This is a genomic window from Gilliamella sp. B3817 (genome assembly GCF_026536705.1).
Classification (GTDB): domain Bacteria; phylum Pseudomonadota; class Gammaproteobacteria; order Enterobacterales; family Orbaceae; genus Gilliamella; species Gilliamella apicola_I.
This window is the reverse complement of record NZ_JAFNNV010000004.1, coordinates 189,351-210,961: the sequence shown is the minus strand read 5'-3', so window position 1 is coordinate 210,961 and position 21,611 is coordinate 189,351. Positions and strand designations below refer to the sequence as shown.

General features: G+C 34.8%; 20 protein-coding genes, 1 tRNA gene, 1 pseudogene and 1 riboswitch. Of the genes and pseudogenes, 13 read left to right on the top strand and 9 right to left on the bottom strand.

Going from position 1 to position 21,611, the window contains the following annotated elements; translation table 11 throughout:
* Position 1: 1 nt before the first annotated feature.
* The gene (locus tag J3U36_RS07295; protein WP_267380471.1) at positions 2-805 is read left to right on the top strand and encodes a TIGR03915 family putative DNA repair protein; all 804 of its coding nucleotides are present in this window, start codon (positions 2-4) and stop codon (positions 803-805) included.
* A 53-nt stretch (positions 806-858) separates the two neighbouring features.
* Here the strand turns inward: J3U36_RS07295 and J3U36_RS07290 are convergent, their stop codons facing one another.
* A complete protein-coding gene (locus J3U36_RS07290) occupies positions 859-1,617 on the bottom strand; it encodes an MlaA family lipoprotein (RefSeq protein ID WP_267360146.1) in 759 nt (252 codons plus the stop codon).
* Positions 1,618-1,745: 128 nt separating this feature from the next.
* On the opposite strand from J3U36_RS07290, the gene J3U36_RS07285 reads away from it, so the two are divergent.
* A tRNA-Arg gene (locus tag J3U36_RS07285) sits at positions 1,746-1,817 on the top strand.
* 622 nt (positions 1,818-2,439) lie between these two features.
* Here J3U36_RS07285 and pssA read toward each other — a convergent pair.
* Together pssA and ydiK are read right to left on the bottom strand one after the other, a co-directional pair.
* The gene (gene pssA, locus J3U36_RS07280) at positions 2,440-3,795 is read right to left on the bottom strand and encodes a CDP-diacylglycerol--serine O-phosphatidyltransferase (RefSeq protein WP_267350672.1); all 1,356 of its coding nucleotides are present in this window, start codon (positions 3,793-3,795) and stop codon (positions 2,440-2,442) included.
* A gap of 142 nt (positions 3,796-3,937) precedes the next feature.
* A complete protein-coding gene (gene ydiK / locus J3U36_RS07275; protein ID WP_267350674.1) occupies positions 3,938-4,990 on the bottom strand; it encodes an AI-2E family transporter YdiK in 1,053 nt (350 codons plus the stop codon).
* Between the two features lie 104 nt (positions 4,991-5,094).
* On the opposite strand from ydiK, the gene eco reads away from it, so the two are divergent.
* The 8 genes and pseudogenes from eco to J3U36_RS07235 all read left to right on the top strand — a co-directional run bounded on the left by eco (position 5,095) and on the right by J3U36_RS07235 (position 12,708).
* Positions 5,095-5,589 (top strand): serine protease inhibitor ecotin, encoded by a 495-nt coding sequence (gene eco / locus J3U36_RS07270; protein WP_065559441.1) that lies wholly within the window; start codon positions 5,095-5,097, stop codon positions 5,587-5,589.
* A gap of 328 nt (positions 5,590-5,917) precedes the next feature.
* A complete protein-coding gene (locus J3U36_RS07265) occupies positions 5,918-7,027 on the top strand; it encodes an extracellular solute-binding protein (RefSeq protein ID WP_065559442.1) in 1,110 nt (369 codons plus the stop codon).
* A gap of 148 nt (positions 7,028-7,175) precedes the next feature.
* A complete protein-coding gene (potG, locus tag J3U36_RS07260; RefSeq protein WP_065559507.1) occupies positions 7,176-8,270 on the top strand; it encodes a putrescine ABC transporter ATP-binding subunit PotG in 1,095 nt (364 codons plus the stop codon).
* A gap of 321 nt (positions 8,271-8,591) precedes the next feature.
* Positions 8,592-9,461: pseudogene (potH, locus tag J3U36_RS07255) on the top strand (putrescine ABC transporter permease PotH); the annotation flags it as partial.
* 243 nt (positions 9,462-9,704) lie between these two features.
* Complete coding sequence (locus J3U36_RS07250; protein WP_411590935.1) at positions 9,705-10,463, top strand: ABC transporter permease subunit; 759 nt, start codon at positions 9,705-9,707, stop codon at positions 10,461-10,463.
* Positions 10,464-10,571: 108 nt separating this feature from the next.
* A riboswitch (FMN riboswitch) is annotated at positions 10,572-10,787 on the top strand.
* Between the two features lie 207 nt (positions 10,788-10,994).
* Positions 10,995-11,633 carry a 3,4-dihydroxy-2-butanone-4-phosphate synthase gene (gene ribB / locus J3U36_RS07245; protein WP_267350682.1) on the top strand — a complete coding sequence of 213 codons (639 nt, stop codon included), beginning with the start codon at positions 10,995-10,997 and terminating at the stop codon, positions 11,631-11,633.
* Positions 11,634-12,040: 407 nt separating this feature from the next.
* Entirely contained in the window at positions 12,041-12,364 is a 324-nt protein-coding gene (locus J3U36_RS07240; RefSeq protein ID WP_267350683.1) for a DMT family transporter, read from the top strand.
* Between the two features lie 29 nt (positions 12,365-12,393).
* Positions 12,394-12,708, top strand: coding sequence for a DMT family transporter (locus J3U36_RS07235; RefSeq protein WP_267350685.1), 315 nt, complete (start codon positions 12,394-12,396; stop codon positions 12,706-12,708).
* A gap of 320 nt (positions 12,709-13,028) precedes the next feature.
* On the opposite strand, the gene J3U36_RS07230 is transcribed toward J3U36_RS07235, so the two are convergent.
* Together J3U36_RS07230 and srmB are read right to left on the bottom strand one after the other, a co-directional pair.
* Complete coding sequence (locus J3U36_RS07230; RefSeq protein WP_267350686.1) at positions 13,029-13,631, bottom strand: peroxiredoxin C; 603 nt, start codon at positions 13,629-13,631, stop codon at positions 13,029-13,031.
* A gap of 116 nt (positions 13,632-13,747) precedes the next feature.
* Complete coding sequence (gene srmB, locus J3U36_RS07225) at positions 13,748-15,070, bottom strand: ATP-dependent RNA helicase SrmB (protein WP_267380475.1); 1,323 nt, start codon at positions 15,068-15,070, stop codon at positions 13,748-13,750.
* A gap of 457 nt (positions 15,071-15,527) precedes the next feature.
* On the opposite strand from srmB, the gene trmA reads away from it, so the two are divergent.
* From trmA to J3U36_RS07210, 3 genes are all read left to right on the top strand, one after another.
* On the top strand, positions 15,528-16,628 hold the full coding sequence (trmA, locus tag J3U36_RS07220) for a tRNA (uridine(54)-C5)-methyltransferase TrmA (RefSeq protein ID WP_267350690.1): 1,101 nt from the start codon (positions 15,528-15,530) through the stop codon (positions 16,626-16,628).
* Between the two features lie 361 nt (positions 16,629-16,989).
* The gene (locus tag J3U36_RS07215; RefSeq protein WP_065559449.1) at positions 16,990-17,676 is read left to right on the top strand and encodes a heavy metal response regulator transcription factor; all 687 of its coding nucleotides are present in this window, start codon (positions 16,990-16,992) and stop codon (positions 17,674-17,676) included.
* Positions 17,663-19,060 carry a heavy metal sensor histidine kinase gene (locus J3U36_RS07210; RefSeq protein ID WP_267359651.1) on the top strand — a complete coding sequence of 466 codons (1,398 nt, stop codon included), beginning with the start codon at positions 17,663-17,665 and terminating at the stop codon, positions 19,058-19,060. The genes J3U36_RS07215 and J3U36_RS07210 overlap by 14 nt, the downstream gene beginning before the upstream one ends.
* Here the strand turns inward: J3U36_RS07210 and J3U36_RS07205 are convergent.
* Genes J3U36_RS07205 through J3U36_RS07190 form a run of 4 tightly spaced genes read right to left on the bottom strand, consistent with a single transcriptional unit; the run spans position 19,053 to position 21,579 of the window.
* Positions 19,053-19,253: a YaeP family protein gene (locus tag J3U36_RS07205; protein WP_267350696.1), complete on the bottom strand. Its 201-nt coding sequence runs from the start codon at positions 19,251-19,253 to the stop codon at positions 19,053-19,055. The genes J3U36_RS07210 and J3U36_RS07205 overlap by 8 nt on opposite strands.
* Before the next feature lie 53 nt (positions 19,254-19,306).
* Positions 19,307-20,269, bottom strand: coding sequence for a lipopolysaccharide heptosyltransferase RfaC (rfaC, locus tag J3U36_RS07200; protein WP_267380478.1), 963 nt, complete (start codon positions 20,267-20,269; stop codon positions 19,307-19,309).
* A gap of 2 nt (positions 20,270-20,271) precedes the next feature.
* Entirely contained in the window at positions 20,272-21,318 is a 1,047-nt protein-coding gene (gene rfaF, locus J3U36_RS07195) for an ADP-heptose--LPS heptosyltransferase RfaF (RefSeq protein ID WP_267380480.1), read from the bottom strand.
* Positions 21,319-21,579 carry a hypothetical protein gene (locus J3U36_RS07190; RefSeq protein WP_267359647.1) on the bottom strand — a complete coding sequence of 87 codons (261 nt, stop codon included), beginning with the start codon at positions 21,577-21,579 and terminating at the stop codon, positions 21,319-21,321.
* Positions 21,580-21,611: the final 32 nt, after the last annotated feature.

Genomic DNA, 21,611 nt, shown 5'->3' with positions numbered 1-21,611 from the left:
CATGTTAGCTTTTCAATATGATAAAAGTTTTGAAGGATTGCTATGCGCAGTGTTTGATGCGTTTGCGCAAAAAAAGATGCCCGATTGTTTGTTGGCGCATAATGATCTTGTGCCTTTTTTAGTATCCGATACGCATCATGTGGAAGTACGTAATAGTAAACATGAACGGGTTCAAGTAGCTTTGAAGAAAAAGTTATCTCACGTTGCGCTTAATCAATTAAAATATGTTTGGCTTTCTGAATTACCAGAAAGTGATTTAATTATTTTTCGTTATATCTGTAAAGTTTTCAAATCAAAACATCCTATTGAAACGGATTTTGGTGATCCTGATGTACTAACCGTTCACGACATTGCTAAAAAAGTAAGTCGGGAACGGCATCATTTAATGCAATTTGTTCGTTTCAATACTATTGAAAACCCAATTGATAACACAAATGACGGACAAAATGAAAAGATCTATTTTTCGGTTATTGCTCCTATCTATAACGCATTGCCTTTAGTCTTAGATTTTTTTAAAGATCGTTATGCCGATCAGAAATGGGCGATTTATGATGAAAAACGTAAATATGGCTACTTTTATGATCTCGAAAGACTTGAAAAAATTTCACTTGTTGATCATGAGGAGTTGATCGTAGATAACAAAGTCAATCAACGGTTTTTAACGAAAGATGAACAACTATTTCAAACCCTATGGCATCGTTACTTTAATGCTTTATCTATCAAAGAAAGAGAAAATCCTAAATTACAACGTCAACAGATGCCAAAACGGTTTTGGCACAATTTACCTGAAATGAAAGGCAAATAAAAAACCGCTATTGAAGCAGCGGTTTTTTTATCTATAAATCATAATAAAACAAGTTATTGTGAATCGATATCATTAATAAAACTATTGATGCTTTCTTCACGTTGTTGCTGTTTCTTTTCATCGACTTTACCGCCAGAAGCAATAAAATCATTTCGTTGGAAATAAGCATTACGCATAAAGTTATAAGGATCGTCACTGTTTTTAATCAGATCTTCGTATTCAATCGCCACCGCACGAGCCTCAATTCCGTCGAACACGCCTCGTACTAATGCCCATTTCCAATTTAACCAAGCTAAAGGTGGATAAAGCGTATCAACTAAGGCACCGCCTTCCTCTCTAAGCGTTGCTGAACCATAGAAAGGTAAAACCACATATGGACCATACGGTACGTCGTAGTGACCAAGCACATCACCAAAAGTATGCCTATTGCCTTTTTGTAATTGTGGGTCAGCTAAACTGGCAACATCAAATAATCCTGCAACACCAAAAACAGTGTTTAAAAAGAATCGTGCTAAGTGTTTTCCGGCTTGGTGGACATTTCCTTGTAAAAGATTATTCACCATCGAAGCAGGTTCAGAAAGGTTAGAAGAAAAGTTCACGACACCTTTACGAAGTGGTGTTGGTACATAATCTTTCCAAACGACAGCAGCTGGACGCAAAACATACGGATCTAATGCATAATAGTTAACATTAAACATTGCTTTATTGAATCCAGATAAAGGATCACTGTATGAATTGCTTTCAGGATCATATGAAGCGCAACTTGTTAGCGCCATAACAGAGAACAGCATACCAATTATTCTTTTTTTCATAGGATTTTCAACTAAACAAAATTCAGATTATTGATTTTTTAATTGTATCATGTTTACACATAATACAAAATTTTTCATTATTTAAATGGTATTATTTTTTTAAATTTATTAAAATGGGCGCCCCCGATGACCTCATAGTTAAATGGATATAACGAGCCCCTCCTAAGGGCTAGTTGCAGGTTCGATTCCTGCTGGGGTCAAGTACATATATAAACCTATCTATTAAATATAGCAACTGTAAAAATTTTTTTACTGAAAAATATAACAATTTGTCATGCTCTATCTTAACTTATTTGTCATCACTTTGTTTGGTGTATTTTAATTATTTTTTGTTATCAATATAATAATAGTCATCAATTCAAATGTATAATGTATTAATGGATGCTGATAAAAATAGTTGAAGTTAAGTCGGAAATTTAACACCATGATTGAAACATTTTATGCACCAGCTTATGTTGAAAGTCGACAACTTAAGCAAGCTTTTATTCAAATCGGGTTATAAAAGATACCTTAAAATAATCTACTAAGGCTGATATTTTATTGGTTGATTTAGGCAATAATCCCTTTGTTATTGTCATTGCTTTCTAGGCGCATTGTGCTTAGAGCGATTGATATTTTTGCAATTAGTGCTTCAAATGGCCGAACGGTTTTAAGTTTGCAAAAAAATAGCCCTGAATAAATATTATTTCGTTAAATTTTTAAAGCTATAGAGATTAAATTTGACTAAGAACAGTTGTTATTATCTTTAATAATTAGTCAATTTTATTCTCTATAGCTTATTTTAGTTGACGATTTACTAACAGCTTATCATTTATTTTCGTTTTATAATAAGCGTTTTATAATCCGATCAACACGTATGCGAGTTAATCTTTTAATTAACTTATGTACGTGAGGTGGGTAAAACTGGCTGGCTTGAATTTGTTGAAAATGTGTCACCAATGTGGTTTTTTCTCTGATTGTATCAAGTTCTTTATCAAACTGATCTTGCAATTCTTGTTTAGGATCATGAATTAAAATACCATTTTCAAGATCTAATCGCCATGCCCTTGGGTTAAGATTATTACCCGTAATTAATACCCATTTTTTATCGACCCAAATACCTTTAAGGTGATAAGTTTGTTCGCCATCTTTCCATAATCGAATAATGAGTTGTTCTTTATCAATAAAAGGTTGCAGTCGTTCGATAAATTTTCTTAAGTTAATTTCATATAAATAAGGTAGCCCACCTGAAATATTGAAAGGTTTATCTTCTGGAATATAGAAATCATTGGCGATTTTGTCACCGATTATAATTTCCACTTGTTTACCTTTGCGCAATAAGCGAATAATGTCACGAACTAAAATATTAGGTAAGTTGAAATAAGGGGTACAAAAGATAATTTTTTGCTGAGTAACATTAATTAGGTGATGTATCGTTCTATTTAATGAGTTATTACGGCCTAAACCTGAAATAGGGGATACTGAAAGGGATTGATTATCGGCATCGCCCGTATAATGATATTTTGCATTCATTAAATGTTGACGAAGGGCTTTAATCTCAGCTTTTAGTTGTTTTCTGGTTTTATGGTTTTCACCATCCAGCCGTTGTAATCCGCTAAAAGGTAAAAAATTGTCATTAATATAGTTCACCATACTATCGGCGAGTACTTTATTGGTAATAAAGTGGTAGCGGTCGTAGCGATATTTATCCAGCTTATGTAAATAGACGTTATTTATACTTGCACCGCTATAAATCACGGTATCATCGATAATAAACCCTTTAAGGTGAAGAACGCCCAGCACTTCACGGCGATTAACAGGCACACCATAAATAGGAATATCAACTTGAGGATTTTCTTGTTTTAATTGGTAATAATATTTTGCATTAGTTTGACTTTTGTCTTCACCAATCCTACCGCGTTGTGCTCGATGCCAATCGACAAAAATTTTTATATCTAAATTGGGATTTTGTTGCTTAACATTATATAATTCTTTAAGAAATTCTTTTCCTGCTTCATCTTGCTCTAAATATAACGCAACAATATAGATGCGTTCCTTGGCATGTTTAATTGCATCAAGCAAAGCAAGCCGATAGTCTGTAGGATTATATATAATACGGTATTGATCGGCATGTTGAGAAATTTTTGCTAATTCATCAAGCTGTTTTTGGTGATTATATTTTATAAATGGTATTCGCATGATTTCTATATCATTTTAACTGACGCATATCGTTGAGTAATACGAATTATATCAGAAAATAATTCTCCTTTTTATACAACATTTGTTAATGTATTTAGTCACAACGTTATAAAATCTTATTTTCGGGATGATAATAAATTGTTTAAGATTGTTCATCAACCCATGTCTGAATAATTTTATAGGTTAAGGCTAATACGACTGGCCCGATGAATAATCCCATAATACCAAATCCAAGTAATCCACCAATAACACCAAATAGAATAAGTAAAAAAGGTAAATCAGCGCCTTTTTTGATTAAATAAGCACGCATAACACTATCAAGTGTCGTCAGTATTACTGCGACGACAATTAAGATAATACCTGAAGCCGTATGACCACTCCAAAATTGCCAAATTATACAACCTAGCATGACGACAACTGGCCCAATTTGGGCAACACAACAAATAAATAGTACTAGAGTTAATAGACCCGCTAACGGCATATTCGTTAACACAAAGCTTAAACCACCAATTAAAGCTAAAGTAATGGCGGTTACCACTACGCCTAATGCGACTGCACGAATTGATTGGCCTGCTAAGGTGACGGTTGTTTCGCCATATTGTTTAGAGAGTCGATTAGCAAATACATAAACATATTTGGTAATACTTTCACCTTTTAAGAAAAGTAACAGGCTAAAAATAATCATGACACCAGCATGGAAAATGAAAATACCTAAATTAGTTACTTGCTCGATCAACCACTTAATCATAGTGCCAATATAGGGTTGAACATTGCTCATTAAATCTGAACCATCGGTTTTGATCAGCTCTAACCATTTTTGATGTAATTCCTCACCAAACATAGGAATGCTATTTAGCCAATCAAGAGTGGGTAACTCGTGATGAGATAGTGATTTTGCCCATTCAATCAGATAGTGTCCATTTTGTGCTACACTACTAATAATGAGAAGAAAAGGAATGACACAAACAAAGGCTAAAATTAATGCCATAACCAACAAAGATAACCAGCGTTTATGGAAAAGTTTGTTTTGAATTTTAATCATAAGTGGCCAAGTTGCAATCACGACCATGACCGCCCAGAAGAATCCAAACAAAAAAGGTTCAACAATCCGATAAGTAATGATGATAAATAATCCAATTAATAGCAGATTAAGAATTAATTTTAATAAATCATTAGTATTTTTTTCTTTAGGCATTTTATAACCATAGTAAATAGTAAATATAATGCTATTATACGCATTATCATTTAAAAAGCATATCATGCAATATTAATGAACCTATTTTTACAGGAGACAAAAAAATGAAAAAAATAATATTGGTAGCCTTAATGGGCGTATCTTTATTTGCTTGTGCTGAAAAAACTAAATTGCCAGAAACAGTGCAAAATGTGAATGACATTGCACCTTATCCTGAAGCGAAAGCTGGTTACACCCGTTTTGCAATAAATCTACCTGCATTGCCTGATGAGAATAATGCTCGTATTGAATTACTAATTGGCAAAGAAATGAATGTTGATTGTAATTCTCAACGTTTGGCAGGGACAGTTAAAGAGGAAGAATTAAAAGGTTGGGGTTATTCTTATTATGTTGTAGAAGCCGGTAACGGTGTTCTATCAACCATGATGGCTTGCCCGGCAGGTTCTAATAAAAATCAGTTTGTTACTCTTCATCATAATTTGGGTTGGTTAGACTATAATAGTCGCTTACCAATTGTCATTTATGCACCAAATGATTTCCAAATTAAGTATCGTGTTTGGCAACCTGATGCCAAAATTCTACCAGCCAAAGCTGAATAAAATTGGAAAGGACGCTATTGGCGTTATCTATTTTTAGTATCGTTAAAAAAGGTTGAGTGAACAAAATATCGTCACTCAATCTCAAATCTTAAGTTATTTTACATTTTATGTAGACTTCTTTGAAAAAAAAGGTATTTTATGCCACGTAATGCTAAGCTAACCATTTATTTTTATCAAGATAATAATAAATAATTTGCTTGCTTACCTCGGTTTCGCCAGACTATGTTTTTTAACAGGTTTTTGGTAAAATTTGGGGGTCCATTGTTTTGATTCAGTGGGCTTGTGTTTAACATGTAATATCCCTATTACTAGAGGAGAAGTGGTGAGCATGTTTACTCAACGTAAAACAATTCTTTCAATTCTTGCTGGTGTCACACTAGCGTTATCTCAATCTGCTATTGCTAAAGATCGTGTCGTACATTTTTATAATTGGGCAGGTCAAATTGGTCATGAAACCATTAATGATTTTGAAAAATCAACAGGTATTAAACTTGTTTATGATGTTTATGACTCTAATGAAGCACTTGAAGGAAAACTCATGGCGGGGCATTCCGGCTTTGATGTTGTTTCACCTTCTGATAGCTTTTTAGCAAGACAGATTAAGTCAGGTATTTATCTTCCATTAGATAAAAGTAAATTACCGAATTGGAAAAATCTTGATCCTAACTTAATGAAACTAATGGCGACCCATGACCCAGATAATACTTATGCTATTCCTTATGTCTGGATGACAACGGGTATCGGTTATAATATCGATAAAGTCAAAGAGCGTTTAGGTGAAGATGCCCCAGTTAATAGTTGGGATTTAGTCTTTAAACCTGAAAACATGGAAAAACTTAAAGATTGTGGTGTTGCATTTTTAGATGCGCCTACTGAAATTTTTGCCAGTGCGTTACAATATTTAGGTAAAGATCCTAATAGCACTGATGCCAAAGATTATACTGGTGCAGCTTATGATCTTTTAGCAAAAGTAAGACCGAATATTCGTTATTTTCATTCATCTCAATATATAACCGACCTTGCTAATGGTGATATTTGTGTCATTTTAGGTTGGTCTGGCGATATTTTGCAAGCACGAGATCGCGCAAATGAGGCTAAAAATGGTGTTCATATTGGTTATCAAATACCTAAAGAAGGGGCGTTAGTCTTTTTTGATACTTTTGCGATTCCAAAAGATGCGGCTAATGTTGATGAAGCCCATGAATTTTTAAACTTTATCATGAAGCCAGAAATCGCTGCACAAGTGACGAATGATGTTAATTTTGCGAGTGCCAATAAAGTCGCAAATGACAATTTTGTTAAACCGGAAATTAAAAACGATCCTGCGGTTTATCCATCACCTGAAGTCATGGAAAAATTGTTTACATTAAAAGTTAAAGAACCTAAACTTGAACGCGTGATTACTCGTACGTGGACAAAACTTAAAACTGGTCGATAAAGTTTTAACAAATAATTGATTATTAAGTGTTATTTATTATAGACGGAGAGATTGATTTAATCTTTCCGTTTCGTTTTTTATGGCTTGTTGTTATGAGGAAAAAAGTGTGAATAATAAAACAACAATTCAGGTTCAGCCTAAAAAAAAGATGGTTACGCCATTATTGGAGATCAAAAATTTAACCAAAGTGTTTAATGATGATTATTATGCTGTTGATGATATTAATCTCACTATCTACACCGGTGAAATTTTCGCTTTGCTTGGTGCTTCAGGTAGTGGTAAATCGACCCTATTACGGATGTTAGCAGGATTTGAGCAACCAACATCTGGGCAAATTATTTTAGATGGTAAAGATTTATCGCAAGTTCCGCCTTATAATCGTCCAATCAATATGATGTTTCAATCGTATGCTCTCTTTCCTCACATGACGGTTGAGCAAAATATTGCTTTTGGTTTAAAGCAAGATAGATTAGACAATAAAGAGATCAAACACCGTGTTGAAGAAATGCTTGCGCTTGTGCATATGGAACAATTTGGAAAACGTAAGCCACATCAATTATCTGGTGGTCAAAGACAACGCGTAGCGTTAGCACGTAGTTTAGCAAAACGTCCAAAATTATTGCTTCTTGACGAACCGATGGGAGCGTTAGATAAGCAACTGCGTGATCGTATGCAACTTGAAGTTGTCAGTATTTTAGAACAAGTAGGGGCAACTTGTGTTATGGTTACCCATGATCAAGAAGAAGCCATGACCATGGCTGGTCGTATTGCCATTATGAATAAAGGTCAATTTGTTCAAATTGGTGAGCCTGAAGAGATTTATGAACATCCAAACAGTCGTTATAGTGCTGAGTTTATTGGATCGGTAAATGTGTTTGATGGCATTTTACAAGAAACGCTTGAAGACGGATTGATTATTAGCTGTCCAATGATAAAACATCCAATAAAAGTTGATTATGATTCACCAGCGGTTGAAGGTGTGCCAATTCAAGTTGCGCTTCGACCGGAAAAAATCAAATTATGTGACGACATTCCAGAAGACGGTTATAACGTTGCAACAGGTGAAGTAGTTGAAATTGCCTATTTAGGTGATTTATCAATATATCATGTTAAGTTATCAAGTGGGCAAATTATCATTGCACAACTACAAAATGAGCACCGTTATCGAAAAGGAATGCCTACTTGGGGAGATATAGTTAACCTAAGTTGGGAAGTTGATAGCTGTGTGGTACTTACCGAATAAACAAAAGAGGATATAACGATGCGTTCCATTTTTTGGAGTGTAGTATTAAATGCATTTGTCTTGCTCTGTGTTTATTGGCGTTTTGTCACCACAGATGCATTTGATAACTTATTTTTAGATGCGCTATTTACTGCATTAGTATTAAGTTTTTTAATGTCATGTTTTGGTTTGTTTTTAGCAAATTACAAGCCTTCTAGACTTGCTTATCGAATGATTATTGCTGGCAGTATTCTATTTATACCTGCTGGTTTAGTTGCTATTTATTTTGCAATTAAGAAAATTAAAAAACAGCCTGATGATACAGATTTGATGACGCTTTATGGTCGTTTAACAGTCATTGCTATTCCATATTTATGGATGCTGCTACTGTTTTTATTACCATTTTTAATTGTTTTTAGGATCAGTTTTTCCGAAATAGCATCCGCTGTTCCGCCGTATACGGATTTATTTAGCTTTGACGATGGATTGCTCAATATAACCTTAAATTTTGGTAATTATCTCAATTTATTGAGTGATACCATCTATTTTGATTCTTATTTGCAATCATTAAAAATTGCGGCTATATCAACTTTATTATGTATTTTAATTGGTTACCCACTAGCTTGGGCTATTTCGCAATGTAAACCGTCAACGCGAAATATTTTGCTTTTACTAATTATTTTACCGTCATGGACATCCTTTTTGATTCGTGTTTATGCGTGGATAGGTATTTTAAATCCTAATGGGCTTTTAAATCATTTTTTAATGTGGTTAGGCGTTATCGATCAGCCGTTAATCATTATGAAAACCTATTTCGCTGTGTATATAGGAATTGTGTATTCTTATTTGCCTTTTGTCGTTTTACCGATTTATACATCGTTAATCAAAGTTGATTCAACGCTAATTGAAGCGTCGTTAGATTTAGGCTGTAAACCGATTAAAACCTTCTTTCAAATCATTGTACCATTGACAAAAAATGGAGTAATTGCAGGGGGAATGTTAGTGTTTATTCCTGCCGTTGGTGAATATGTTATTCCTGAATTATTGGGGCCGTCAGAAGGAATCATGATAGGTACTCAGTTATGGACAGAATTCTTTAATAATCATGATTGGCCTGCTGCTTCAGCGGTTGCATCGGTGATGTTGTTAATATTGATTGTGCCGATTTATTATTTCAACAAATTCCAAAATCGACAAATGGGAGGTAAATAGATGAACAATTTACCAATTATCCTACGTTCAGCTTTGATTGTCTTTGTGTCATTGTTGATCGGTTCATTTATATTAACGCTTTTAATTTCATCATCGGGATTTGAACTTATTACAAATGGCAGTGTTTACGTGGGCTGTTTTGTTTTTAGTCTGATTGTCACGTTAATTATTACATTAGCGTTAGCTTGCCGATGTTTAAAAGGGCTTATATTATTGGCGGTATTCTCTTTTTTATATATCCCAATGATTATTTTGATTGTTTATTCATTTAATAGTTCACGTTTGGTGACTGTTTGGGCAGAATTTTCAACCAAATGGTACGTTGAATTGATTCATAATCAAACTTTACTCAAGGCGGTTGGTTTAAGTTTAACTATCGCAGCTTGTGCAGCAACATTTGCGATTGTACTTGGTACTTTAGCTGCTTTTGCCATTATCCGTTTTAGGCGTTTTCGTGGGTCAAATCTGTTTTCTTTTATGACAACAGCACCTTTGGTTATGCCTGATGTAATAACGGGTTTAGCTTTGCTATTGCTCTTTGTAGGAATGGGGCAGGTACTGGGTTGGCCAAAAGATCGGGGGGCGATCACGATTTGGATGGCTCATACTACATTTTGTACAGCTTATGTCACCGTCGTTATTAGCGCACGGTTACGAGAGTTGGATAAATCCATTGAAGAAGCTGCATTAGATTTAGGCGCAAATCCATTAAAAGTCTTTTTCGTGATTACTTTACCAATGATTGCGCCGGCATTAGTGTCAGGGTGGTTGCTTGCATTCACATTATCACTTGACGATGTGGTTATTGCTAATTTTGTGACCGGCCCAGGTGCGATGACATTACCTAAACTGATCTTCTCCAAAGTTCGCTTAGGTGTGGATCCTCAAGTTAATGCACTTGCCACAATTATTTTGTTAATTGTTGGCATTATTGGATTTATTTCGTGGTTATGGATGCGTAAATCTGAACGTCGTCGATTGCGTGAAACTCGCATGCATTAAATCTTTTTAAAACTTAATATTGCCGCACAATGCGGCAATATTTTCCTTTCAAAATATCCGTGTCTTTTTACTAGATTTGTATTATAGTGTTGAGAGTTAGTTTACTAATAAAATTCTCAGGGCGGGGTGCAAGTCCCCACCGGTGGTATAGCCCACGAGCGCTTAATATTTTAGTCAGTCAATATTTCAAATAGCTAAAATCAATTTCATTGTTGTGCAAAATGATTTGAAGTGAATTTGAAGATGATTAATAGGTATTAAGGTCTAGCAGATTTGGTGAAATTCCAAAGCCGACAGTGAAAGTCTGGATAAAAGAGAGTTGCTTATCTTTTCTTAATTTGCTATTAGTTGCATAGTTTACTTTTTAGCAATATCACTATGGTCAAGCACAGCCCTGATTCTGGTATTAAGTTTATTTTTAATTAAATTAGCTTGGCAATGCATAAAATACGATTGATGAGTATTAATTTGGAATACCAAGATAATTTAGAAAAATAATAAATATATTAAAAAAGGACCTAGGTATTTACCATGAATCAGTTTAATTTAAATGAATTTGGAACCCCATCAGAACGTGTCAAAAAAGCGATTGCATCGATTCAAGCAGGGCAAGGCGTGTTAGTTTTAGATGATGAAGATCGGGAAAATGAAGGTGATATTATTTGGGCAGCGCAAACCATAACGACAGAACAAATGGCACTGACAATTCGTTATGGAAGTGGAATCGTTTGCTTATGTATGCCAAAAGAACAATGTGAAAAATTGAATCTTCCCATGATGGTGGCAAACAATACCAGTAAAAATCATACTGCCTTTACTATTTCAATTGAAGCGGCAAAGGGGGTATCAACTGGCGTATCAGCGGCAGATCGCGTTACCACGATTAAAGCTGCCGTAGCCGATGAAGCTAAACCCAGTGACTTAAATCATCCTGGTCATGTTTTTCCACTGGTAGCAAAAGAAGGTGGAGTACTTGCTCGTCGAGGACACACCGAAGCATCGGTTGATCTGGTCAAGCTAGCTGGATTGAAACCTGCCGCTGTGATTTGCGAATTAACGAATGATGATGGTTCAATGGCAAGAGCGCCCCAAGTGGTTGAGTTCGCTAAAAAGCATCAATTGCCTGTGGTGACAATAGAAGATATAGCAAACTATTTACAGTCTTTATAATCATTACGTTAGAAGTTTACTTCCTTTTATATAGGGAAGTAAATTTACGTGTAATTGTGTGCTTAAACATTTATTCATATCTGTTTAAACCGTTTCAATCAACTTATCTTCAATTTTTTAATGAAACACTGAAATATAGCGAATAATCAGGGTTAGCCTTGCCAATTTTGTATCTTCATTATAGAATTGAATAAGAATAAGCTAAGTAAACTAGTAATGATATATCAAAATGTTTTAGTGCGACTTAAGTTAGTTTAATCTTAAACCACGTAGTTTTTCTGCATTAACATGTTGATCTTTCGGTGGCAAACCTTCATGTTTGCGAACCATCTTATTTTTCAACGATATAAACATCGGTAGAAAAAGCAAAATCAAGCAATAAGTAAAATGATAGCAGCGAGGTAGCTATGTTTAGCATTAATAAAGAGTGGGGATTTGTTATATTGACCTGCTTTTTTGAATTATGTTGGATTTTAGGATTTAGTGTTGCAACGGAGTATTGGCATTGGATGATTATTATCACATTAATTATTGTCGATTTTACATTTTTAACTAATGCCTGTAAGACCATTCCAACAGGCACTGTTTATGCCATATTTTCCGGCGTTGGTGCCGTTGGGGCAACGATTATTGATATGGTGCTTTTTGGTAAAGAAATCAAAATGATGCAACTCTTTTTTGTAGCATTAATCATAATTGGCGTTGTGCAACTTAAACGTACAGATAGTTAATCGACAAAGATCAGATTGAGGATTTTATTATGGGATGGCTTTTAATATTAACAGCATCATTTTTTGAAGTGATAGGGGCAATAGGATTGAAGCTCTATGCTGAACAAAAAAAAATAATAAGATTAGTTTTATATTGGGGCGGATTTTTTGTTTCTTTTGTTCTTTTTTATTTCTCCCTTCATTATCTTGAACTGAGTATTGTTTACCCCGTATGGGTTGGACTTGGCACATCCGGAGCAGTATTTGCCAATATGTTTTTATTCAATGAGCCTAAAAATTTACCGCGTTTATTGGGATTGGTCATTATTATTGTTGGCGTGGTTGGACTGCATATGACAATGTAAAACGAAGTGTTAAATTATTTTCCATTATTGTTTTTAATCGTTCGCAAACTATTTTCAACTGGATAACTCAATTTGATAAAGTATTTTTATTGATAAAAGATCCGTTTCAAGTCACAGAATTTATCTAAATAGACATTCATTTCAATCTTTTCATCTTCTAGTTAATGTACACAAAACTATTGAATGAATTTATTCAAAGTAAAAAGGGAATTAAGAAAACAATTAAGAATAAAAAAAACCGGAGAACATCTCCGGTTTAACAAAGTAACTTGAATTGAAAGTTAATCTTTTCAATAAGTTATTCAGTATAGAGTAGAATATTAAAGTTCGTTAGCGTGTTGTTTTAAGTAGCTTGCAACACCATTAGGATTGCCTTGCATACCTTGTTTACCTTTAGTCCATTGTGCAGGGCAAACTTCACCGTGTTCTTCATGGAATTGGAAAGCATCAACAATACGGATCATTTCATCAATATTACGCCCAATAGGTAAATCATTGATAGTCTCGTGACGAACAATTCCATTTTTATCAATAAAGAATGATGCACGAAGCGCTACACCTGCTTCAGGATGTTCAACACCATAAGCTTGCATAATAGTGTGCTTGATATCGGCAACAATTGGGAATTTAACTTCGCCAATTCCACCTTTATCTTGCGGAGTGTTTCGCCATGCGTTATGAACATATTCTGAGTCCATTGAAACACCAATAACTTCAACACCACGTTTTTTGAATTCTTCAAGACGATGATCGAAAGCAATAATTTCTGATGGACAAACAAAAGTAAAATCCATTGGCCAAAAGAATACAACGGCATATTTACCTTGAATATGCTGAGTTAAATTAAAGTTATTTACAATTTCACCAGAACCTAAAACTGCTGATGAAGTAAAATCAGGTGCTTTTCGCGTGACTAATGTCATGTGTTTCTCCTTGTATAAAACCAAAAATATTGTAAACCTTGATGGAATGTATTATAGCAACTGATAAAAATTGTCCAAGTTGTTATTAACAATCGCTTTCATAAGCTCTGACTATGTCAAACTTTTGAATTATTCGATTCGCTTAATTTGTGTTTAGGTTTACCTTTATTTTTGGTGTCACGTAAACGGACTTTAACTTTTTTCTTTGCTGTGTCATCCTGTTTTTTTGCACCACGCTTCAATTTTGATTTATTTGACGGTTTTTTCTTGCAAGTCGGTTTTGGTGCTTTAGTTTTAGGACGTAATCCTTCAATCGTTCTCAATTTTATGGGTTCTTGAATATAGCGTTCAATTTTCAGTAATAGATCATTGTCATGCGCTTCAACTAACATGATAGCCGTCCCTTTTTTACCTGCTCTTGCTGTACGACCAATACGGTGTAGATAGACATCTGCTGTTTTTGGCGCATCAAAATTGATGACGTGTGTAACATCATCAATATCGATTCCCCGAGCAGCCACATCAGTAGCCACTAAGACGTTTACGGTGTTGTTACTGATTCTTTTTATTGCTTCATTGCGTTTTGCTTGTACCATCTCGCCTTCTAAATAACAACTTTTTATACCTGCTTGATGTAACCAAGTTACCAGTTCGTGTACCCGTTCACGTTTTCGAACAAATACAATTGTTTTTTTAAATTCATCTTGCTTGAGAAGATGGGTTAATAAAGCAACTTTATGATTGAGATCATCAGCACGATAATAAAATTGGATGATTTTTTTACGCTCTTTACGGGACGGAGCCGCATTAATTTCAACGGGCTGATCGAGAATTCGACTGGCAAAATTGAATAAACCTTCACCTTCCAGTGTCGCTGAAAAAAGTAAGGTTTGTTTGCGCCAACGGGTTTCGGCAGAAATTGTTTCCACATCTTGTGAAAAGCCCATGTCTAACATGCGATCGGCTTCATCTAATATCAACATTTCCACCGCTCGGCAGTCGAAGTTCTCTTCTTTAATATACTGCAATAGTCGTCCGGTTGTGGCAATGACAATGTCTTGGTTTTTACTAAATACTTCTGCATGATTCATATAAGCGACACCACCAGTAATTGTCGCAATACTCAGATGCGTTGATTGCGTTAAGTTTTTTGCCTGTTCTGCAATTTGCATTGCAAGCTCACGCGTTGGCGTTAAAATTAAAATTCTTGGTGGCCCCGGTTTTCGACGCGGAAAGTCTAAAAGATGTTGTACCGCTGGGATTAAAAAAGCAAGTGTTTTACCGGTACCGGTTGGTGCCGATCCTAAGATATCTTTGCCATCTAAAGCTACAGGGATCGTTTGTGCTTGAATTACAGTAGGGGTAATAATATTTTGGGCTTCGAGATTGTTAATTAATACATCATCTATTTGTAAATCGGAAAAAGTTTGCGTTGTCATAATGACCTTTATAACGAGAAATTTAAAACACATTATAACGGCAATCAATATAACTACAATATTATCACACCAATGATTGTCTATGGTGATACCAACATTTCAACCAAATGAAAGCTTAATGCGCTAATTTTAGTAAATCCCCAGATAATTAATGTCAATGAATGAAAATAACTTATTTAAGTGAATGTAATATTCATTAAGAAAAAACGTCAATTCTGACCAACTGCATAAATTGAATTTCATGATGCAAATTTGATGACAAGTGACTTAAAGTTAACGTTGGGTGGTATCAGGCTTACCATTGATAGTGGTTTATGATAACATAGATAAAATAATGGGGCTAAAATCTTTGTGATATACTAAGCGAAAATCAATTTTTATATCTCTGTTTAGTCTATAGCATTAAATCAAATTGACTAATTTTTTATAACCACTTTTTAATAATCTGATAATTAAAATGGCAGAATGTTTCTCTAACGAAAAATATCAACAACAGCTTGAAAATAAAGTCACGAATTTAAAAGCGCTTTTATCACATTTTTCACTACCTGATTTAACCGTGTATTCGTCTCCAATCAGTCATTATCGTATGCGTGCAGAATTTAGAATATGGCATGATAAAGATGACCTTTATCATATCATGTATGATAAAAATACAAAAAAGCGAATAAAAGTAGAAACTTTCCCGATTGCAACAGCTCTTGTTAATGATGCTATGCAAAAAATTATTCCACTTTTAAAACCTAATTATTTGCTTCGCCATATGCTTTTTCAAATCGATTATTTTTCGACATTAAGTGGTGAACTGCTTATTACACTTTTATATCATAAAAAATTATCCGATGAATGGCGGGTAGAAGCTGAAAAATTAAAGCAACAGTTAGCCGAACAAGGTGTTAACTGCCATATTATAGGTCGAGCAAGTAATCAAAAAATTGTTATTGATGTTGATTATGTTGATGAAGTTTTACCGGTTATGGGTAACAATTTGATTTATCGGCAAGTTGAAAATAGTTTTACGCAGCCTAATGCAGCCGTCAATATTAAAATGCTTGAGTGGGCTACTTCGGTCACCCAAGGTTTATCCGGTGATCTGCTAGAGTTTTATTGTGGAAATGGTAATTTTTCAATTGCGTTGGCTCGAAATTTCCGAAAGGTATTAGCCACTGAAATTGCCAAAGCTTCGGTCTATTCGGCACAACATAATATTGCGGTCAATCATATTAATAATCTGATTATTGCTCGATTATCGGCTGAAGAGTTTACGTCAGCTATAAGAAAAGAACGAGAATTTAATCGATTGAAAGGCATTAATTTAGATGACTATCAGTGTGATACGGTACTTGTTGATCCTCCTCGTGCAGGATTAGACATAGAAACATTAAATAATTTAAAAAGTTATAAAACCATTATTTATATTTCTTGTAACCCTCATACATTGCGTGAAAATTTACAGCAACTGACAGAAACGCACTCGATTAAACATTTTGCTTTGTTTGATCAGTTTCCTTATACAGAACACATCGAAACAGGCGTAGTTTTGCATAAAAATAACTGAATTTGATATTCAGATTCAGTTATTTTTGTTAGAATGCCGAGATTTTAAAGTCAATCATTTATTGTTTCAGAGATTAATTCGAGCTTATCGTGATTTATAAGCAAAAAAAAACCCTAGATAAACTAGGGCTGCATTAAATTGCAAGGAATGGATGAAAGGAAATAAAACAATGAAACAATAATGTCTAGCCTCATGAATCATTGTGTGGATACTATAACAAACACATTCAAACGGATTAATGACAAGTAGATTACAAAATAGTCATGGAAATATCATGAATGTTTTTGAACTTTTCATATATCATAGGAACAGTATTATGTAAGTTAGATAACCTGATACTTTGGCAAAGGAAATATTTAAAATGAAATTGTTAGTTGTTGAAGATGAACAGAAAACAGGTGAATACCTTCGTCAAGGATTAATTGAATCAGGCTTTATTGTTGACCTAACCAAAAATGGTTTAGATGGCTATCATCGGGCAATGACAGAAGATTATGATTTAATTATCCTGGATGTAATGTTACCGGATATCGTTGGTTGGAAAATTGTTCAGTCATTGCGTGAAGCGGGTAAAGACACCCAAATTATATTGCTGACAGCAATGGGAAGTGTTGAAGATAAAGTTAAAGGATTAAATTTAGGTGCCGACGATTATTTAGTGAAGCCTTTTTCATTCGCTGAATTATTAGCGAGAGTTAAATCGTTATTAAGACGAAATGTGCCGCAAGTAAACAATTATCAATTAAGTATTGCTGATTTAGTCATGGATTTGCCAAAGCGAACAGTGACGCGTTCAGATAAACGTATCGATCTCACCAATAAAGAGTTTTTATTACTTGAATACTTCTTACGTTATCCGGGTGAAGTGTTACCGCGATCGTTAATTGCTTCACAAGTTTGGGATATGAATTTTGATAGCGATACTAATGTGATTGATGTAGCCATAAGACGGTTACGTAACAAAATAGATGCTGGATTCGAACCTAAACTTATTCATACTGTACGTGGAATGGGTTATAAAATAGATGTATTAGATGAAACAGAGTAAATTAATTTCCGTTCGGTTACCCATTATTGTTTGTCTGATAACATGTGGACTACTTTATTGTTTCAGTTATTTGATCGAGCGGTCTTTTGAAAAATTTTCAATCAGACAAAATGTGACCGAATTAAATTCGGTTATTACCTCTATAGAAAGAGAACTAACTTATTATTCTCCGAATGATAATCGTGATGAATTTATCCAAAATTTATTGCTAATTCTCACCGGGCATCATCACTTATTTGTTTATATCATTGATGATATGGGGAAAATAGTCTATCGCACTCGAGGCCCCAACTTAGCGATAGCACTAAAATCACAAGAGTTAGAACGGATTATTGAAAATGACAGTACTTCTATTGAGACGATAGATAAATCATCTTATCGAATTGCGGCATCAAGGGTGATAGGGGAAGACGGTAAACGATTCACTACGATTGTTGCCGTTCGTCGTGATGTGCAACTTGAATTTATTAATCGATTAAGAAACGGATTAGGTCTGCTAATTATTATTTCTTGTGTGTTAGCATTAATCGGTTCATTCATCAGTATTTACTATACTCAAAAACCAATCAATCGCTTAATCAAGAAGATTGAAAGAATTAGTTTAAATAATTTAAATTATCGTATTCCAACCTCGTCAGTACCGGTTAAATATGTAAGCTTGGTCAGAGCATTTAATAACATGCTTAATCGTATGGAAGATGTTTTTACTCGTCAGCATAATTTTACTGCCGATATTGCACATGAGATGCGTACACCAATTACTAATCTTACCACGCAAACGCAAATTGTACTCAATAACGCTCGTACGACAAATGAGTACCGTGAAATTTTATATTCTAATTTAGAAGAATATGAAAAAATGTCACAAATGATTTCTGATATGTTATTTTTGGCGCAGGCAGACAATCGCCAGCTTGTGCCTAATTTGATTGACATTGATCTTACTAACATGGTTATGATGATGTGTGATTATTTTGAGCCTCTCACCGATGAGAAAAATATTACTTTCCAACTCGACGGTCACTGTTCTCACATACAAGGTGATAAAATGATGTTAGGGCGTGCAATTGGTAATATTTTGTCTAATGCGATTCGTTATACACCGAATAACGAGGTCATAACTATCACGTTAAGTCAAATGAGTGAAAAACGGGTTAAGATTATTATCTCTAATCCGGGCAAAAAAATTGATAAAAAACATTTACCACATCTTTTTGACCGATTCTATCGTGTCGATGAATCACGTCATCGTAATGACAGTTCCGGCGCAGGTATTGGGCTAGCCATTGTTAAATCCATTATTGAAACCCATAAGGGATCAATTTATGTAGAATCAGATGATAAATCGACACGTTTTATTATCAATTTACCAACGGCTATTTAATGTCATAGTCACTCATTAATAAGTTAGCTGCTGCATAAGCAGCTTTCTCTCTAAGTTCAGCAGGTACTTGTTTATCAGCTGCAACTTCATTTAAAACCAACATAACGGCTCCTAAAGCATCTTCAACATAGCCTAATTCATTACTGCCGATTTGAGCATATTTTTCCCGAATGAGCTCACAATATTTATTCATTAGTTCGATTCCTTTAATTTTTTTCAATAACGTTATTTCAATTCTATCCTGTTTTACAAAAAACGGGCTAATTGCTCATATACCTTCGTTGCTGAGATAGTTTGCATTTTTTGATCTGGAGAGACAAGACTAAATTGATTTTTACCATAACCGCCTATTAATTTCGGATCGGTTTGACCAAATAAAGTTATGTTTGGGCGATCAAGTGCCGCAGTTAAATGACTTAATCCTGTATCGACTGAAACCACAGCTTTAGCCCCAGCAAGTTCAGTCGCCACTTGAGAAAGAGACAATTTTGGTAGCACTTCGACATGATTAAATCCTTGTGCTAAGCGTTGAGCGCTTTGCATTTCATTCGCCGTTCCCCAAGGTAATTTAATTTTTAAACCGGTTGGCGCTATCAATTGTATTAATTGACGCCAAGCGTCTTCTGTCCAATGTTTTTCATATCTGGTAGTGGCATGTAAAAATATCAAATATTGTCCATGGTCAGACGGTAATTCTGATAAAAAATGGTTTGCAATTGCATAGTCACCCATGTCACCAGATAGGTCGTACCCAAGACTTTTTGCAAAGAGTTGTCGTACTCGTTCAATGGCATGCATTGATTTTGGAACAGAATGTTTAACATCATAAAACCAACTGGCAATCGGTTCTCTTATGCTATGACGATCTAAACCGTGCTTAATGCCTCTTGCTTTACGTGTGATAAAAAAAGCACTTTTTATTAATCCTTGCGCATCAATAATACAGTCATATTCCCGTTCAAGTAGTGATTGAATAAATTGGTGACGTTCTTGACGAATAGATTTACCGAACCAGTTTTTACGCCAGCGCCGAATGGCCACAGGGATCACTTTATCTACCGCAAAATGCCATGTTGGTATTTGCGCAAAATTTTCTTCAACCACCCAATCAAAAGTCATATTAGGTAAATGACGGGCAGCATCAGTTAACGCGGGTAAAGTATGAAGTACATCACCCATTGAAGATGTTTTAACAATAAGTACACGCATAATTAATGACTCTTTTCACAACGAGCAATAAGCTTCATTAAAGTTTCAAACACAGTTTCAGGTTTTATATCAATCAAACTTTGATGATAGCCTTGTTCTGCATCGCCCTTACGGACTTTATGATACCCTGTTATTAAGCGAATAACTTCAGCTTTATCAGAAAGGGGTGGGGTAAAGTCTGGACTACTTGGGCCATAAAGCGCAACCAAAGGGCGATCCAAAGCTGCGGCGACATGCATCAATCCTGAATCATTAGTCACAATTGCTTTACAAGCCGCAATTAAATTAACCGCTTGTTCCAATTTTGTTTTACCGGCAAGATTAATACACTGATCGCCTTGTGTCATTTGTTCAATAATTTTTTCGCCAACTTGGCGATCATTATCAGAACCAAAAATAACAATTTTGGCATGTTGCTTTACAAGCATATCACCAAGAGCGGCATAATGATAATCCGGCCAACGTTTTGCTGGACCAAATTCAGCACCAGGACAAAAACCAATTAACGGCAAATTATTATTGATCTTAAACGTGTCAAGCGTGCCATTGATGTCTGTTTGACAAACTTCAAGTTTAGGCCAAAGTATGGGTTGTGGTATTTGCTCTGCTGTGTGGATCTGATCCTTAGGGTAGGCAAGGGCAACATAACGTTGAACCATTAATGGAAAGGCTTGTTTATTAAGTTTACGAAGATCGTTAATCAGTCCATAACGCATTTCACCTTTCCAACCTGTTCGCTGATGAATCCTTGCAAAAAAAGGGATTAAAGCTGATTTAAACGAATTAGGTAAAATTATCGCTTGGTCGTAATGATTATGACGGATTGATTTGCCGAGTCGATAGCGTTGGGTTAAACCGAATTTACCATGACCAATTGGCATCTCAATAGCTTGATTCACTTCTGGCATTTTATTCAATAGTGCTTGGCACCATGCTGGTGCCATAACATCAATTTCAATATTAGGATGAAGTTGTTTTAACGTTCGATATAAACTTTGCGACATCATCATATCGCCAACCCATGAAGGACCAATAATTAGTGTTCTCATTTAATGTCCTTTTATAATCGTTGATGAACAAACATTGTGATGAAATATTGCTTTAATGTCTAACTGCTGATCGGCAACGATAGCCGTAGTAAAGTCATCTTTATCAATAAAATCAGCCATATTTAAATCAAGTAAATTGGCAAATTTTGTCTCATCAGTTAAATTATCAACGTCTAAAACATCTTTAATTTTTTGATTATTCAGACTATTAACAATATTACTTCCGATAGAAACAATACCATCAGATATGATGATTATCATTATTTTCCTTAATTAATTAAATTACGCTGTTT